At 42.5% G+C, this 17908-nt stretch carries 15 protein-coding genes; 10 read left to right on the plus strand and 5 right to left on the minus strand.

The features are described 5' to 3' along the window. Together AC1DIV_RS10915 and AC1DIV_RS10920 are read right to left on the minus strand one after the other, a co-directional pair. Nucleotides 1–205 (minus strand): helix-turn-helix domain-containing protein (locus AC1DIV_RS10915; protein ID WP_477576380.1); only part of this gene is annotated, 205 nt, incomplete at its 3' end. 107 nt (nucleotides 206–312) lie between these two features. Then, entirely contained in the window at nucleotides 313–873 is a 561-nt protein-coding gene (locus tag AC1DIV_RS10920) for a nitroreductase family protein (RefSeq protein WP_340874208.1), read from the minus strand. A gap of 447 nt (nucleotides 874–1320) precedes the next feature. Here AC1DIV_RS10920 and AC1DIV_RS10925 point away from each other — a divergent pair, with 447 nt between their 5' ends. The 10 genes from AC1DIV_RS10925 (at nucleotide 1321) to AC1DIV_RS10970 (ending at nucleotide 13752) form a co-directional block, all read left to right on the plus strand. Then, entirely contained in the window at nucleotides 1321–3069 is a 1749-nt protein-coding gene (locus AC1DIV_RS10925) for an ABC transporter ATP-binding protein (protein ID WP_340874209.1), read from the plus strand. Next, nucleotides 3044–4834: an ABC transporter ATP-binding protein gene (locus AC1DIV_RS10930; protein ID WP_340874210.1), complete on the plus strand. Its 1791-nt coding sequence runs from the start codon at nucleotides 3044–3046 to the stop codon at nucleotides 4832–4834. The genes AC1DIV_RS10925 and AC1DIV_RS10930 overlap by 26 nt, the downstream gene beginning before the upstream one ends. Before the next feature lie 376 nt (nucleotides 4835–5210). Beyond that, nucleotides 5211–7265, plus strand: coding sequence for a carbon starvation CstA family protein (locus AC1DIV_RS10935; protein ID WP_340874211.1), 2055 nt, complete (start codon nucleotides 5211–5213; stop codon nucleotides 7263–7265). Between the two features lie 13 nt (nucleotides 7266–7278). After that, nucleotides 7279–7482 carry a YbdD/YjiX family protein gene (locus AC1DIV_RS10940; RefSeq protein ID WP_251541563.1) on the plus strand — a complete coding sequence of 68 codons (204 nt, stop codon included), beginning with the start codon at nucleotides 7279–7281 and terminating at the stop codon, nucleotides 7480–7482. A gap of 302 nt (nucleotides 7483–7784) precedes the next feature. After that, complete coding sequence (locus tag AC1DIV_RS10945) at nucleotides 7785–8999, plus strand: ammonium transporter (RefSeq protein ID WP_034305862.1); 1215 nt, start codon at nucleotides 7785–7787, stop codon at nucleotides 8997–8999. A 14-nt stretch (nucleotides 9000–9013) separates the two neighbouring features. Continuing rightward, on the plus strand, nucleotides 9014–9376 hold the full coding sequence (locus tag AC1DIV_RS10950; protein ID WP_048685015.1) for a P-II family nitrogen regulator: 363 nt from the start codon (nucleotides 9014–9016) through the stop codon (nucleotides 9374–9376). Continuing rightward, nucleotides 9366–9605, plus strand: coding sequence for a hypothetical protein (locus AC1DIV_RS10955; protein ID WP_340874212.1), 240 nt, complete (start codon nucleotides 9366–9368; stop codon nucleotides 9603–9605). The genes AC1DIV_RS10950 and AC1DIV_RS10955 overlap by 11 nt, the downstream gene beginning before the upstream one ends. Nucleotides 9606–9942: 337 nt before the next feature. Beyond that, the gene (locus AC1DIV_RS10960; protein WP_323066546.1) at nucleotides 9943–10593 is read left to right on the plus strand and encodes a LytTR family DNA-binding domain-containing protein; all 651 of its coding nucleotides are present in this window, start codon (nucleotides 9943–9945) and stop codon (nucleotides 10591–10593) included. 131 nt (nucleotides 10594–10724) lie between these two features. Then, nucleotides 10725–12251 carry an acetyl-CoA hydrolase/transferase family protein gene (locus tag AC1DIV_RS10965; RefSeq protein WP_477576382.1) on the plus strand — a complete coding sequence of 509 codons (1527 nt, stop codon included), beginning with the start codon at nucleotides 10725–10727 and terminating at the stop codon, nucleotides 12249–12251. A gap of 394 nt (nucleotides 12252–12645) precedes the next feature. Then, a complete protein-coding gene (locus AC1DIV_RS10970) occupies nucleotides 12646–13752 on the plus strand; it encodes an AI-2E family transporter (RefSeq protein ID WP_323596649.1) in 1107 nt (368 codons plus the stop codon). Nucleotides 13753–13807: 55 nt separating this feature from the next. Here the strand turns inward: AC1DIV_RS10970 and AC1DIV_RS10975 are convergent, their stop codons facing one another. From AC1DIV_RS10975 to AC1DIV_RS10985, 3 genes are all read right to left on the minus strand, one after another. Then, nucleotides 13808–15226, minus strand: a complete 1419-nt coding sequence (locus AC1DIV_RS10975) for an NAD-dependent succinate-semialdehyde dehydrogenase (protein WP_048685027.1) — start codon at nucleotides 15224–15226, stop codon at nucleotides 13808–13810. 215 nt (nucleotides 15227–15441) lie between these two features. Continuing rightward, nucleotides 15442–16710 carry a dicarboxylate/amino acid:cation symporter gene (locus AC1DIV_RS10980; RefSeq protein ID WP_095390446.1) on the minus strand — a complete coding sequence of 423 codons (1269 nt, stop codon included), beginning with the start codon at nucleotides 16708–16710 and terminating at the stop codon, nucleotides 15442–15444. A 219-nt stretch (nucleotides 16711–16929) separates the two neighbouring features. After that, on the minus strand, nucleotides 16930–17850 hold the full coding sequence (locus AC1DIV_RS10985) for a ketopantoate reductase family protein (protein ID WP_477576384.1): 921 nt from the start codon (nucleotides 17848–17850) through the stop codon (nucleotides 16930–16932). Nucleotides 17851–17908 lie beyond the last annotated feature (58 nt).

Below are 17908 nucleotides of genomic sequence, written 5' to 3' on the forward strand. Positions count from 1 at the left end.
TAAGTACATCCATTTTAAACTCCGTAGAATAACTTGTATAGGATTTCTTAAATCCATCGGCTCCTTGAATTTGGTATAAACGAACCCATCCTTGAATCATTTGATACGAAACTTCAAATATTTTCTGAAGATCCATATAGCTGTGCTTTTCTTCAAGGTAAAGTCGTACAATGAATATTTTCTGTTCGGCAGAAAAATTAGCCATAAAAAACACCCCGTAAATGTTAGTTTGGTGTCTAACATTTACGGGGCAGTTCAAGTTTGTCTACAGTCTGAGACTCCAACTGGAAGATTGGAGGCTTTCCTTTTATGTTAGTCCATAATGGTCAGGAGTTGATCGATCGCGTTCCTTGGACGCGGGGCAGGGATCATATCGGGATAGCCAACGTGAAGGCTGCCGACGATCTTCTCGCCTGGGTTCACGCCCAAAGCTTCACGAAACTCCATGCTGTGTATCATGCCGTATGTTTCCCATATCATCCCGATTCCCTGTTCCCAGGCAAGCAGGCTGAAATTCTGGATCAAGGCACTTGTAGCCGCATAATCTTCTTCACGTGTCATGGGATTCGGATTCTCTTCCATGATCACTGCGACAAACATCGGTACACCTATGAGTTTATTATATCCTCGCTGTCCGGCTGCTTTTTTCTTTTCAGGGTCCTTCTCTTTGCCTTCCATGAATGCACGTGTTGCTTCTGCGAGTTTTAAACGGCTATCACCATGCACCACGACGAAGCGCCATGGCTGGGTCATTTTATGGTTCGGTGCCCATGTCGAAGTTTCCAATAATGATTGGATGGTATCAATAGGAACAGGAATGTCCTTAAATCGTTTGATGCTGCGCCGTTCTTTAATGATATCTTCTAGTTTCATGATCATCCTGCTCCTTTAATCATATATGTAAGTTTAATAGTTGAAAAAAATAATCCCCGGCTGCCTAATATGCTTCCAATGTGAATAAATTACTTGAATAAAGAGGGGGCAATATTCTAGTGACTTGCATTCGCTAATGAGCATATAATTTTACTAGGCACAGAGAAGCCGGGGCGACATTGTATCTATGTACAATATCAAAAGGGTACGATAAGAGAATATCGTAATTGCTTATCAAATTTCAGAGATCGATAATGAAATTGAAAATCATTATCAATTAGAATTTTCGCTTATTTCCTGTTATTTGTCAAGGGTATTTATAAAAAAAATTCAAGATATTTACCAATGCTTTAAAACAGTTAAAATCTTTTAAAAAATCTGTATAAAAATGTATAATGAGAGGATGAAAAGATGCTATTTACATACGGAGAATCGAAGGTGTCATAGATGAAAAAATTGTCCTCATTTCTTAAGCCATACTGGCTTTTGATCATTCTTGCTTTATCCTTAATGATTGTCGAGCTCGGGGTAGAGCTATTACAACCTCTATTTATAGCAAAAATCATTGATGATGGCATTTTGCAGAAAGATTTATCGGTGGTGATTAAATGGGGAAGTGTCATGGTTGGACTTTCCGTTTTTTCATTTCTTGGCGGGATCGTTAATTCATTTACGGCATCACATGTAAGTCAAAGCTTTGGACATGATGTCAGGAAAAGCCTTTTTGGTAAAATACAGGCGTTTTCTTTTGCGAACTTGAATAATATCCCGACTTCCTCGTTGATCACAAGGATGACGAATGATGTTACCCAACTTCAAAATACGATTTTTATGGGCTTGCGTATCATGGCAAGGGCGCCGTTGATCGTAATCGGCGGAGCGATCATGGCTATTGCGGTCGATTTGAAATTATCCCTCGTATTGGTCATTTCAATTCCGGTTCTGGTTTTCTTCTTGGGATGGGTTATGAAGCGGGCGGCTAATCTGTTTAAGCTCGTCCAGAAAAAACTCGATAATGTCAATGGAGTCATGAGGGAAAACCTGATAGGCATGCGCTTGATCAAAGCTTTTCTTCGTAAGGAGCATGAAATCGGCCGATTTGACGATGCGAATGAAGAGTTGAAAAGAAAGACTGTGTCTTCCCTTCGTTTAATTGAAACGACGATGCCTGTGCTGATGCTTGTCATGAATGTGGCGATTCTGATCATTCTCTGGCTTGGAAGTGAATTTATAACAACGGGAGATATACAGGTAGGGGAAGTTGTGGCGATTGTCAACTATGCCACGAGGATCGCGGCATCCCTTTCCGTTTTTTCATGGCTGATCATGGTCATTTCCCGTGCAAAGGCTTCAGCGGAACGTGTGACGGAAATATTTGAAACCCCGATAGATATTGATGAAGGTAAGGCGGAAAGCAAGAGTGGGGCCGTCAATGGGGGAGGCATTAAGTTTCTGGATGTATCTTTCCGCTATCCTGGAACCGAAACCCCGATATTGAAAAACCTGACCTTCTCCATCGATCCGGGAGAATCGCTTGCCATCATAGGAGCGACAGGATCAGGGAAAACATCACTGTTTCAGCTGATTCCGAGATTATATGAAGTTGAAATCGGCTCCATTCAAATTGATGGCCAAGATCTGAAAGATATTCCCTTGAATTCGCTGCGGAACAGGATCGGCTATGTACCGCAAGAGGCCCTGCTTTTTTCGGGGACCATAAAAAATAATGTCGCTTGGGGAAAAGAGGGTGCCTCGATGGAGGAAATCATGGCTGCGGCCATGCATGCTCAGGTCCATGAGACCGTAATGAAACTTCCGAAGCAATATGAAACCCAGTTAGGGCAAAAAGGAGTGAACCTTTCGGGAGGGCAAAAGCAGCGCTTATCGATTGCAAGAGCATTGGTGCGCAAACCGAAGATTCTCCTTCTGGATGATAGTACAAGTGCCTTGGATTTGAAGACGGAAAGTAAATTGCTTGCCGCTTTAAAGGACTATACATGCACAACGCTCATCATTACACAAAAAATCAGTACAGCCATGGAGGCTGACAAAATCTTGTTGCTGGAAAGCGGTCAAGTCCTTGCGCTGGGGAAACATCAGGATTTGATGCAAACAAGCGATCTTTATCGAAAAATCGTTCACTCACAGTTTGGGGAGGAGGGGATTTCGCTTGAGTCGAAGAATATCCCCCGATAAGGCAAAGTCTAAACCGGTCAACTCCTGGAATACGGTAAAAAGGATCATTCCCTACTTGGCAACGAATAAAAGCCTGCTATTTTGTGTCCTTTTCATGGTACTGATAAGCTCGGTTTTGGGATTGCTTGGACCCTTTCTTGTTGGGATGGCCATTGATGATTATATTGTCACAAGAGATAGCGGGGGGCTGATCAGCCTTCTTTTAGGGCTTCTCGGAGTCTACATATTTTATTCCCTTTCCATGTGGCTTCAGAATTATTGGATGATCGGAATTGCACAGGATACGGTTTATGCGATGCGCAATCAACTATTCAAAAAGCTTCACCAGTTGTCCATTCCCTTTTTTGATCGGCGTCAGCACGGGGAGTTGATGAGTAGGGTCACGAATGATATTGAAAATGTCAGTTCCACTTTGAATAGTTCCGTCATCCAGATCTTTTCAAGTGTGCTGACACTTGTCGGGACGATCGGAGTCATGCTGTATTTGAGCCCTTTATTAACTATTTTAACCTTATTCATCGTTCCTCTCATGTTCTTCGGTCTGAAGTGGATAACGAACAGGACGGGAAAGCTGTTTAAAGCACAGCAGAAGAACCTTGGAGAACTGAATGGGTTTATAGAAGAAACGATTTCCGGACAACGGATCGTAAAGGCTTTTTCACAGGAAGATAAAGTGATCCGTGATTTTATCATCCGGAGTGAAAATTTAAAGAAAGCCGGATTCCTATCACAATCATACTCAGGGCTGATCCCAAAACTGATGAATTTACTGAACAACTTAAGTTTCACGGTAATAGCCGCTGTCGGCGGGTTTTTGGCGCTGAGTGGCATAGGTACGGTTTCCATCGGGGTCATTGTCATCTTCACAGAGTACTCAAGGCAATTCACCCGTCCGCTCAATGACCTGGCTAACCAATTCAATACACTCCTCTCAGCTGTTGCCGGTGCTGAACGGGTTTTCGCCATACTTGATGAAAAAGAAGAAGAAGTGGATGAGAAACAGGCTTCTGAACTTCGTGAAGTCCGCGGTGAGGTGGACTTTGAGGGTGTTTCCTTTTCGTATAATGATGAGGAGCAAACGATATATGATGTTAGTTTCCATGCAAAAAAAGGGGAGACCGTCGCGCTTGTAGGTCCCACGGGGGCAGGTAAGACCACGATCATTAATCTTCTTGCCCGTTTTTACGAGCCGAACAGCGGCCGGATATTGATTGACGGCCAGGATATCCAACAGGTGACGAGGTCCAGTCTCCGTAAGCATATGGGCTTCGTTTTACAGGATTCCTTCTTGTTTCAAGGTACGATTCGTGAAAATATCCGCTACGGCCGGCTGGAGGCGGAAGATGAAGAAGTGGTGAATGCAGCCAAGCTTGCCAATGCCCATTCCTTTATCATGAAACTGCCAGATCGATACGATACCATCTTGAATCAAGATGGCAGTGGAATAAGTCAGGGGCAGCGCCAGCTAATATCGATTGCCAGGGCTATTTTAGCGGATCCCGTTTTATTGATTTTGGATGAAGCGACAAGTAGCATAGATACGATAACCGAGCTTAAAATCCAGGAAGCATTACAGCGCTTGATGGAGGGAAGGACAAGTTTTGTCATTGCCCACAGATTGAATACAATTCAGCAAAGTGATCAAATCCTCGTACTTGATGAAGGAAGGATCATTGAAAAAGGATCCCATGATGAATTGTTGCGGCAGAGGGGTTTTTATTACGATCTAAACCGCAGCTCATTAAGGGAAAATCAGATAGGATAAAGAAAAAATGTGTGCCATCCGGCGCGCATTTTTTGTGTTGGTCCCATAATGAGCATCATAAACTTGGGGATTGCATCCCGTTCATTTAATGATGAATCTTCTAAAAATGCGTTCACACAATACGATTTTTATAAAGCATGGAAATCATTGATTCCACCAAAGTGGGAAAGGAGGGAATTATCGACAAAATAATGGAAAATACTTTACAAATTGACTAAATTGCTATTGCTAAAAAACCTTATGGTAACATATAATTCAGAATATATATAAAATTCTTTAAATTTAATGGGTACGGGGAGAAATACTGCCCTGACCCCTTATAAATGAAGGTTTTTTATAGTTGTACACTAGATCGATAGAGAGGAGATGGAAAAAAATGAAAGCGCTTAAGTCTGTTATTCTTTGGGGGATCATATCTGCATTGGGTGCGGTGAGCTTTGGTTTCGTCGCGCTAAACCGGGGGGAAAGCATCAATGCCATGTGGATTGTTACTGCGGCACTCTGTGTTTATTCAATTGCATACCGCTTTTATAGTAAATTCATTGCACGGAAAGTGTTTGAGCTAGATGACAATCGCCAGACTCCATCGGAAGCGAATAATGATGGGAAAGATTATGTACCTACAAACAAATGGGTGTTGTTTGGCCACCACTTTGCAGCAATTGCCGGAGCTGGACCTCTCGTAGGCCCTATCCTTGCAGCGCAGATGGGATATTTGCCAGGGACGCTATGGCTTGTAGTCGGAGTTGTTTTGGCTGGTGCCGTACAGGATTTCATCATTCTTTTCGGTTCGATGCGCCGTAACGGCAAATCTTTGGGAGAGATGATCAAAGAGGAGATTGGACCGATTACAGGCTTGATAGCGATGATCGGTATCCTCGGTATCATGATCATTTTACTGGCGGTACTTGCCCTGGTTGTCGTAAAAGCGCTGGTGGGCAGTCCGTGGGGAATGTTCACGATTGCCTCGACCATACCGATTGCAGTCCTGATGGGCATTTACATGCGTTATATAAGGCCGGGACGGGTTGGTGAAGGGTCGATTATCGGAATCATACTTTTGATGCTCGCGTTATATTTCGGCCGCTTTGTAGCCGAGAGTGCAACATTGGCGCCAATGTTCACTTTCAGCGGGGAAACGATTGCCATCATGTTGATTGTCTATGGTTTCGTTGCCTCCGTTTTGCCTGTATGGATGTTATTGGCACCGCGTGATTATTTAAGTACATTCTTGAAAATCGGTACGATCATCGGACTTGCACTTGGTATCTTTATTGTCATGCCGAGCCTTGAAATGCCTGCCGTCACTCAATTCATCGATGGAACGGGACCTGTATTTTCCGGCAATTTATTCCCGTTCCTATTCATTACGATCGCTTGTGGAGCGGTATCGGGATTCCATGCACTCGTTTCCTCAGGTACAACTCCTAAAATGATTGAACGCGAATCACATGCACGTCCAATCGGATACGGGGCGATGTTGACTGAATCCTTTGTAGCCATCATGGCGATGATTGCCGCCTGTGTATTGACGCCAGGCATCTATTTTGCCATTAACAGCCCGGGGGCCGTTGTGGGAACGGAACCAGCGCAAGTGGCTGCTACGATATCAGATTGGGGTTTCCTTGTGACACCTGAGATGATTACCGGCCTTGCAGACGATGTTGGGGAAGAGACAATTATATCCCGTACTGGAGGAGCTCCAACCTTTGCAATCGGCATGGCCCATATCTTCTCCCAAGTGATTGGGGGTGCGTCCCTGATGGCGTTCTGGTATCATTTCGCGATACTGTTCGAGGCATTGTTCATATTAACCACGATTGATGCAGGAACCAGGGTGGGACGTTTTATGATACAGGATATCATCGGCACCTTTTACAAACCATTTGCCGAAACGAATAAATGGCTGCCCAATATAATTGCGACTGCCATTTGTGTAATCGGTTGGGGGTACTTCCTTTATCAAGGGGTCATTGATCCTCTTGGCGGAATCAATACCCTTTGGCCATTGTTTGGAATTGCGAATCAGATGCTTTCCGCCATTGCATTGCTGCTTGGGACGACGGTCCTTTTCAAAATGGGCAAAAAAGCGTACACATGGGTCACTCTTGTGCCCACTACATTCTTGTTGATAGTGACCATGACGGCAGGGTGGCAAAAGCTGTTCCACGAAAACCCGGCAATTGGCTTTTTAGCACATAAGGATAAATTTAAAGAGGCTTATGATAGCGGGGAAGTTCTTGCTCCGGCAGCCAATCTGGCCGAGATGAAGCGGGTTATCGTCAATGATTATGTGGATGCTGCCCTATGTGCCATCTTCATGATCGTGGTGATCACGGTCCTGATTTCTGCCATTAGGTTATGGATAAAAGTCTTGAAGAACCAGAAAATAGATTTACATGAAACGCCTTATGTATCAAGGTCGTCATAAGGGAGGGAAAGCGATGTTGAAAAGAATAATTACAATTCTCAGCTACAGAAAGCAATTCATCAGTTTGCTCGTCGGCGTGCCAAGTTATGATACGTATGTGGCACATATGAGAAAGCATCATCCTGAAGATCCCGTGAAAACCAGGAAAGAATTTTTCTGCGAAGCCCAGGATGAACGGTATAACGCAAAGGGGGGGAAAGTGTCTCGTTGCTGTTAATGAATATTTATTGAAGGGTCCTCAATAGGAGGGCCCTTTTTTTAATGGTTTTTTCGAGGGGGAATAAGTGGAGGGTGAAATGTAACAGCCATGGAGTCGTGAAGATGTGGAAAAGTGACTATTAACCAAAAAAATCACATTTGCTGATCCTTTATTCTTATTGATGTTATATAATCTAACATTTTTTATGAAAAATACAAAAATTAAGTTGAATTATTAGAAAATTAAGTATATGATAAAAAATATAACATAATAGTGTTAGTAAACATAACATATATAAAAAATAAGGGGGAAAAAACAGTATGCAAATGGCAGATTCGGTATTCATGTTTTTGGCGACGATGATGGTTTGGCTAATGACACCAGGAATTGCCCTATTTTATGGAGGTATGGTAAAAAGTAAAAATGTCTTGAATACGGCAATGCATAGTTATATGCCTCTGGCTGTCATTTCTATTCTTTGGGTGCTGATTGGGTATTCATTATCATTTTCACCTGGTAATTCACTTCTGGGCGGTCTGGACTGGGTTGGTTTAAAGGATGTGGGTTTTGCACCTGGACCTTACAGCGAAACAATTCCCCATAGTTTGTTCATGTTATTCCAAATGACTTTTGCCGTTTTAACGGTCTCGATCATTGCGGGTGGCATTGCCGAACGGATGAAGTTTTCAGCATTCCTGATTTTTACGATCCTATGGTCTTTATTCGTATATGCTCCCGTTGCACACTGGGTATGGGGGGGAGGCTGGTTAGCGGAACTGGGTACACTTGACTTTGCAGGTGGCAACGTTGTTCATATATCTTCAGGGGTTGCAGGTTTGGTATTAGCAATCATGTTAGGTAAAAGGAAAGAGTCGGGGGACAGTGCACCGCATAATCTTCCTTTAACATTTCTTGGAGGATCATTAATTTGGTTCGGTTGGTATGGCTTCAACGTCGGAAGCGCACTGACAATCAATGAAGTGGCGATGAATGTATTCGTTAATACAGCTGTTGCAGCAGCTGCTGGTATCATTGGATGGCTGATCGTCGAGTATATGGCTAATAAAAAGGCAACATTGCTGGGTGCAGTATCCGGAGCCATTTCTGGCTTGGTGGCCATTACACCCGCTTGCGGATTCGTAACGCCCGCTTCATCAATCATCATCGGTGTCATCGGCGGTGCCGTTTGTTTCTGGGGCGTATTCTTCCTGAAGAATAAACTGGGTTACGACGATGCGCTTGATGCTTTCGGGTTACATGGAATCGGCGGGACATGGGGTGGCATCGCTACAGGTTTGTTCGCGACAACTTCCGTAAACGAAAGCGGTGCAAATGGTTTATTCTATGGAGATTTCAACTTGTTGTGGAAGCAGCTTGTAGCGATCATTGCGACATATATCTTCGTTGCCGTGGTCACTTATATCGTTGCTAAAGCCATTAACCTTTTCGTACCGTTGCGTGTCAGTGAAGAAGATGAGTCAATGGGGCTTGATCTTACACTTCATGGAGAAAAAGCTTATCACGAATCCATTTAAATGGGGGTGCTCATATGTCCGAGATTTTAACGAAAATAGAAATCATTACACGTCCTATCCAATTTGAACAATTCAAAGCGGAACTTGCAAAAATAGGGGTAAGCGGAATGACAGTATCGGAAGTAAAAGGAACGGGTCTTCAGAAAAGTTATGTGGAAACATATAGAGGCAGAAATCGTGAAATGTCATTGCATGATCGAATGAAAATCGAAATCGTCGTGTGTGAAGTGCCAGTTCAGGATGTTGTGGATGTAGCAAGGAAATTCTTGAGTACCGGTAAACCGGGTGACGGTAAAATCTTCATATATGAATTGGCGAATGTTGTGAATATCCGTACCGGTAAAGAAGGTCATGATGCGTTAAAGAATGACATCTGATGATCAATTCCGCCGGATACAGAAGATAAAAGAAAGGGAGCTGAAAATGGGGAGACTGGTCCGAATTGTTAATGCAAAAAAACAGAAGATCGTTAATACGCTCATTTCAGAGGATGTATATCAACCTGATGACAGACCCTTTTTATTGGAATTGCCACTGAAAAATTTAGAAGAGATTTTATCACTCCGATTAAAATCCACGTTTCAAAATCCCCGTTCAAAAAAATAACCTTTCAGCCGTTATCCTAGGGGAGAGCGGCTTTTTTTGTTTGATGTCCAGCTGGATTGTGACATTTAAATATTAGTATATTAAGGAAACCTTTTTTCTTGAATCCCCCATGGAAATCGCGGAGCATTCCAACTATAATGAATAAGGATATAAATTTAAATACGATTTTTTTGCTTTTTTCGACGCTTTTCGCTTAGTTACTTCAATTTTTCTTTAATTTTCCGAAAAGAAAATTCAAAAAAATGTAAATTTACCAAAAAACTATGAATTACTTCATGAATGCCCCTGCTTAATAATAGGGAAATTATTAATATGTTCTTTTAAGAGGTGAAAGGAAATGGATCAATTTACGGTCGAATCCGTTTTAAATATCATCAGGGAGTTTGTTCCGAAGGATGCTTCAATTTCTGTGGCTGATTCCGAAAAATACATTTATTATCAACCGAGCAAACAAGTGGACTTAAGAATAAAACCAGGTGATTTAATCAGTGAAAATACGGCGACATATAAAGCGCTGAGCGTCCGTAAAAAAATAGGGGTGCAAGTTGAAAGTAATGTATTTGGCGTACCTTACTATGGGCTGAGTGTTCCTATCATGGACGAGGGCAATCCTTTAGGGGCGGTAACGGCCATCTTGCCGTCAAAGCCATTAATTTTACCGACATCATTCCTGACCATTAAAACAGATGACCGCTGGATACCGCTTCCATATGTTGAAATTATGTATCTGGAAGCTCAAAATAGGAAAACTAAAATTCAGTCCGAACGTGTGAGTGGATTTCATAAAATGAATTTAAGTGAATTGGAATTCATTTTACCTAGTGATTTATTCATTCGTGTGCACCGTTCGTACATCGTCAATATCAACTATATAAAAGAGATCCTTCCTGATTTCCATTCTACATTTTTATTGATAATGAAAGATAACTCCAAAATCCAGGTCAGTCAAACATATGCAAGTCAATTCAGGAGGGCTTTGGGGTTTTAGTGATTCTCCTTTGTGTGAAAGAAATGCTGGTTTATGCCCAATTTAAGGCTTTTCATTCGAAAATGAATGTGACGATTACACAGGATTGGTAAAATTAAGTGTAAGAAAAGCGAAAAATGGGGGTCTTTTGTATGAACGAAAGCGTTTTCAAAAAAATTCGCAACGAACAATTTAAGGGGAAAGTAGTTACAGCGGAAGAAGCAGCTTCATGGATTAAAAATGGGATGAAACTAGGTATGAGTGGATTTACCCGTGCTGGTGATGCTAAAGTTATTCCGATGGCTCTAGTTGAAAGAGCTAAAACTGAAAAATTCAAAGTTGACGTATATACTGGTGCCTCATTAGGACCGGAAGTCGACCAACATATGGCGGAAGCAGGTATCATAAATAAACGTTTGCCGTTCCAAGCGGATAAAGGCATTCGCAATAAAATCAATGCTGATGAAGTAACTTATGTGGATCAGCATTTGTCTCATACAGCTGAACAAGTTCGTCAAGGCATTGTCGGACCGATAGATTTTGCAATCATCGAAGCATTGGCGATTACGGAAGATGGATTGATCATCCCGACAACTTCTGTAGGCAACTCAGCCATATTCGTTCAAGAAGCTAAACATGTGATCATTGAATTGAACGTATCCCATCCAGAAGGATTGGAAGGGATGCATGATATATATACACCGGCTAAACAAGGGGAACGCGAACCGATTCCTATGACTAAAGCAAGTGATCGCCTTGGATCGATAGGCATTGCGGTTGATCCTGAAAAAGTAATGGGAATCGTCGTTTCTACAGATCTTGATGCACCTTCTACAATCGTGCCGCCGGATGAAGAAACTGCAACAATCGCCAACCACCTCATTAACTTCCTTCGTGGAGAAATCAAGGCTGGCCGTTTAACTGAAAGCCTTGCTCCGCTTCAGTCGGGTGTAGGTTCAGTGGCAAATGCAGTATTCGCTGGCTTCCTTGATTCTGAATTCAAGGATTTGGAAGTTTATTCAGAAGTGCTGCAAGATGCGGTATTTGATTTAATCGATGCTGGAAAGGTTAAATTCGCTTCAGGGTGTTCGATTACATTAGCTGAAGAAAAAGGGAAACAAGTTTACGGTGAGCTTGAAAAATACCGTGATAAACTAGTTCTTCGTCCACAGGAAATATCTAACCATCCTGAAATCATCCGTCGTTTGGGCTTGATTTCAATCAATACAGCGTTAGAGTGCGATATCTATGGTAATGTAAACTCGACACATGTTTCTGGGACAAGAATGATGAATGGAATCGGCGGATCAGGAGATTTTGCCCGTAATTCACGCCTAGGCATTTTCGTAACGAAATCATATGCAAAAGGCGGCAAAATTTCCAGTATCGTTCCTTTCGTTTCGCATGTGGATCATACTGAACATGATGTGGATGTATTAGTGACAGAGCAAGGGATCGCTGATTTACGTGGCTTGGCACCAAAAGAGCGCGTAGAGTTAATCATAGAAAACTGTGCTCATCCTGACTACCGTCCACAGCTACGTGCATACTTCACTGAAGCTGTTGCGCAAACGGGCGGGCATCAAACTCCGCACATACTTGAAAAAGCATTTTCATGGCATACGAACCTAGCTAAAAACGGTACGATGCTTGAAGTGGTTCTTCAAGATCAAAATTAAGACTCAAAACCCCGCCAATACAGCGGGGTTTTTTATTTGGGTCCGTCTCCGGTATAGGTGAAAACCAATGAATCTTTCGTCACATCAATGGAATATTGAAAGGTAAATAGATTATTTCTCCTAAGTAATTTGTATGGTGTTTCCTATTGATTCTTTTTCCTGCGACAAATAACAGATTTAAAGTGTAAAATGATGCTTAACCATCAAATGGATAGGGAACTGTATCTTTAGGCTTTTTTCTTTTATTTTTGTATATAATTATTCATTCAAGTTATAGAAATATGGTAAACTGCTAACAATGAAAGATTATCATACATAGAATTTTTCACATTCATGATGTTGTTTCCTTAGAAATAGGGAGTTATATAGAATTGCTTATAGTGGAGGAGATAATTTGTTCAAGCAAAAACTGCATTTTTGGACGTTAGAGTTATTACTATTGTCTTTACTTTTTTATGTTGGTACAAAGATTTCTTTTCTTTTTGAACCAATAGTCATTTTTACATCTACATTGTTCTTTCCAATCTTGATTTCGGGTTTTCTCTACTTTTTGTTCAACCCTACCGTTGATTTCCTCGTTAAAAGGAGAGTGCCAAGGGGATTGGCGATTTTATTGCTTTACGTATTTTTCCTTGGGTTGATTAGTTTACTGGTCGGTCTGGTTGGCCCGTCACTTTCCAAACAGGTTACGGACTTAATCAATAACCTTCCGGATTATTTCAATCAAACAAGGAAGTTCATTGAAGATTCTGCGGAGTCAAAATGGTTTTTATGGACGGTGGAACAAGATTATGTACCTCTGCAAGAAGTAGGGGATTCGCTGCAAAAATATTTGACCAACTTACCTAGTAATATAACGAACAGTTTAACTTCCGTTTTCAGCGTGGTGACGAATATTACTTTAGTGGTCGTAACGGTTCCTTTCATCCTGTTTTATATGTTGAAGGATGGGGATAAGCTTCCGGCCGCCATTATGAAATTCGTACCGGTTCGCTATAGAAAACCAGCTTTAACAGTACTTCAGGAAACTGGCGGGACGCTTACTACATACATACAAGGGCAGATTCTTGTTTGCATGTTTGTCGGGATCGGAACGTTCATTGGGTATTTGATCATTGGTTTGCCTTACGCGTTCTTATTCGCGCTGATTGGTGCTGTAACCAATATCATTCCATATGTAGGCCCGTTTATCGGAGCTGCTCCTGCTGTCATTGTGGCATTGATTCATTCACCGACAGAGGCATTATTGGTCATTCTGGTGGTAACGGTCATTCAGCAATTGGATGGTAATTTCATTTCACCGCTAGTCATCGGGAAAAAATTGAACACACATCCGCTGACCATCATCATCCTATTGCTCGTGGCCGGAAACATTGCCGGTATCATCGGCATGATTTTGGCCGTTCCGACCTACTCGGTTGTTAAAACGATAGTATTGAATATCGTTAAATTCATCAGGATCCGAAAAGAGGAAAAGCTTGAAGAAGATATATTGGAATGAAAAAACGGGCCCGACTCAATTGAGTCGGGCCCGTTTTCTTAGTGTGGTAAATAGGTCACAAACCTAAGGAAATATATTTTACTTCCAAGAATTCTTCGATGCCCTGGTGTCCGCCTTCACGGCCGAGTCCGCTTTGCTTGAATCCGCCAAATGGAGCTTGCGGAACGGAAGGAAGTCCATCGTTCAAGCCAACAATACCGAATTCAAGTGCCTCGGTGAATTTGATGCCCTTTGTGATGTTTTCAGTGAAGACGTAAGCTGCCAAACCGAAGATGGAGTCATTTGCCCTCTTGATTGCCTCTTCATCAGTCTTAAAGGAGGCAATGGGAGCTAGTGGACCAAATGTTTCTTCCTTCATGCAGAGCATGCTGTCATCAATGTTGGACAATACGGTCGGTTCAAGAAAAAGGCCGCTTATTGATTTGCCGCCAGCTTCGAGCTTAGCGCCGCTGCTGATTGCTTCATCAATTTGTTTTTGAACCTTATCCACTGCATTTTGATCGATAAGCGGACCGATATCGACGCCATCTTCCAGTCCATTTCCTACCTTTAGTTCCTTGACCTTGGCAACGAGCTTTTCGATGAAGGCCTCTTGAATGGCTTCGTGGACATAAATGCGATTTGAACAGACGCATGTTTGTCCTGCGTTACGGAATTTTGAACTGATGATGCCATCAACCGCTTTATTAAGGTCGGCATCCTCAAGAACGATTGCTGGTGCGTGACCTCCGAGTTCAAGCGAGATTTTCTTTACCGTGTCTGCTGAGCCCCTCATCAGGGTTTTGCCGACTTCTGTAGAACCGGTAAACGTCAATTTACGAACCCTCGTATCTTGAAGCCAAGTTTCGCCGATTTCTGAGGATTTTCCTGTCACGACGTTGATGACTCCTTTTGGAATGCCGGCTTCTTCAGCTAATTCAGCCATTTTTAAAGCTGTTATGGGAGTAAGGTTTGCCGGTTTAATGACGACTGTGCAGCCGACGGCAAGCGCTGGTGCCACTTTTCTTGTAATCATGGCTGCAGGAAAGTTCCAAGGCGTAATGACAGCTACAACTCCGACAGGCTGTTTAGTCACGAAAAGCCGCTTATTGGACACGGAAGCAGGAATCGTTTCGCCGTATACCCTTTTTCCTTCTTCGGCAAACCAAGATAAAAAGCCATTGGCATATGTCATTTCACCAAGAGCTTCTTTAAGGGGCTTTCCTTGCTCTTCAGTCATGATTTTTGCCAGTTCTTCTTTATGATCATCAATCAATCGATGCCATTTCCAAATTAGTTCAGCGCGTTCGTAGACTGAGAGTGCAGCCCAGCCCGTAAAGGCTTCATATGCGGCATCTGCAGCCTTCGCCGCTTCAGTTGCACCGCCTTTAGGAACGGTGGCAACTACTTCATCCGTTGCCGGGTTTCTCACTTCAATTTTATCCAATCCAAAATCCGACCACTCACCGTTAATAAATAATCCGTAATCCTTCATGATAAAACCTCCTAATTTGGTTAAATCCATCAAACTACTAAAACTTTAAACTTTATACTTTATACTTTTACCTGTTACATAAAAGTATAAACACTTTTCAGTGATTCTGAAATTTATTTGATTGGCTATTTATAGAAAAATGGCTTTCATTGCTAGAAAGGGAGAAATACACAAAAAAGAGGTGCAAGTTGCACACCTCTTCATTCAAGGTTCAATTATTTTTCCGATGAGACAGCCACTTCACTCATATCACCTGAGATGGCTTGGTTTGGATTGAATTCACCTTCTGATTTAGAAATGACCACTGTAGCGACACTGTTACCGATAAGATTGGTGATGGCGCGTGCTTCTGACATGAAGCGGTCGACCCCAAGCAGTAATGCCATTCCTTCAACTGGAATCATTGGGAAGGCAGCTAATGTTGCAGCAAGTGTGATGAAACCGGATCCCGTTACACCGGCAGCACCTTTGGATGTTAACATCAAGATTCCTAGAAGGGTCAACTCCTGCCAGATGCTTAAATCGACACCATAGGCTTGGGCGATGAAAATCGCAGCCATGGATAAGTAGATGGAAGTGCCATCAAGGTTGAAAGAATAACCGGTTGGGACAACCAAACCGACTACCGATTTTGAGCAACCGTATTTTTCGAGTTTTTTCATCACGCTTGGCAGGGCGGATTCCGATGAAGAGGTTCCTAAAACTAAGAGGATCTCTTCTTTTATATAGGCAATGAACTTGAAAATATTAAAGCCATACATTTTTGCAATCGAGCCAAGGATAAGAACAATGAAAAGTGCCATTGTGATATAAACACTGCCCATTAATTGTCCTAACGAGGTTAAAGAACCAAGGCCAAACTTACCGATTGTATAAGCCATTGCTCCAAATGCGGCCAATGGAGAAACTTTCATGATCATACCGACGATGCCGAAGAAAATGTCGGCAATATGCTGAAAGAAAGAAACGACTGGCTGCACTCTCGGTCCCATTGCCGCCATTGATAATCCGAATAATACGGCAAAGAATAGAATAGGGAGTAAGTCTCCGCCAGCCAGTGCGGCAACGGCATTATCAGGAATGATATTAGAAATGAAAGCAACGGCGCCATGTTCCGTTTCGGAAGCGGCTGTCGTATATTGTGATACATCTCCGCCCTCGACTGAATCGATGTTAAAGCCTTTACCAGGTCCCAGCAGATTGACCACGATGATTCCGATGGCAAGTGCGAAAGTGGTAACGATTTCAAAATAAAGCAGGGCCTTACCGCCGATGCGGCCAACCTTTTTCATATCACCCATACCGCCAATTCCGATTACGACGGTTAAGAAGATGATTGGTGCGATGACCATTTTAATCATTTTAATAAATAAATCAGCCAATATCTTCAGTTGTTCACCGAAAGCAGGGAAGAAGAAACCGACTGTTATACCCAGAATGATACCGATGATGACCTGAACTGTTAAATTTTTTAATATTTTCAAGGGGCATTCTCCTTTGTTATATGATAGCGCTTTCTTAACTTGATAATAGTGTAACAGAAGAAAGAATCAGAATATTCTTTTGGTGATATTGTTTTCTTTTTGTTCTTTTTGGTCTTGGGGATTTTGAATAACTGAAGAGGAATTAAAAGTGAAGATTAGGATATAAAGAGATTACTAAGCCGTAAAAAAATACCGGTGGAGCACCGGTATTGGCGAAAATCAATTTTCAAATGGTTTTATTAGTGCATATAGGGTTCCAATCACAGGAAGTTTCAAACCGACCTTGTCGGCTAGGCGCAGTGCACCGCCCTGTAAATGTTCCACTTCGAGGGTTAGGCCCTTCCGGCGGTCCTGGTGCATCGAAGAGGTGGATTCATCAGGTAAGCCTGCCATGTTTTCCAACGCTTGAGCAATATTCTCCACAGTAATTCCGACGTCATAAGCATTTGCAAGCTCCTTCATTTCAACAAGGACCTTTTCTAGCAATCCATTGGTTTCCGGGTATCTCCGTATCGTGCCGATAGGGAGGTTCAATGCTGTTGTCACACCGGAAAATGCGGTGATGAACATGTATTTGATCCACATCCTGATCAATATGTTTTCCGTTCTGCTTACCTTCATGATAGCTGATCCCGCCGCCTGTTCGAATTCATCACAAATCTTTTTTTGTGACGGATGAAGCGGGCCATAGATTAAATCGTGATTTTCATTGGAGTGAATGACATGACCTTTTTCATCAAGGGTGGCGATGATGAAGGCACTTCCTCCCAAGACGGCTTCATCGCCCAGCGCCTCCTGTAAAATGGATATATGCTCCAATCCATTCAAAAGCGGGAGGACCTTTGCGCCCTTTTCAACAAGGACCTTTAAATCTGTAAGAGTGCCTTGCAGATGCTGTCCTTTTACGGCGAGAATCACGAGGTCGACCTTTTCTATATCATTTACATTCTCTGTGATATGAAGGTCGTTGAATTGGTAGTTTCCATGTGGGCTGGTTATGCTGATCCCGTTTTCCTTCAATTGTTTGGCGCGGTTTTTTCGGACAAGGTATTGAACATCCTGTCCGGCCTGCTGCAACCTGCCCCCAAAGTAGGAGCCGAGTGCCCCGGCCCCTATAATGACAATATTCAAAGCGCACACCTCTCTTTTGATTAAGATGTACTAATCATAACATTGACTGAAATTTCAGTAAATATTT

Source organism: Peribacillus sp. 05N428, assembly GCF_056397085.1.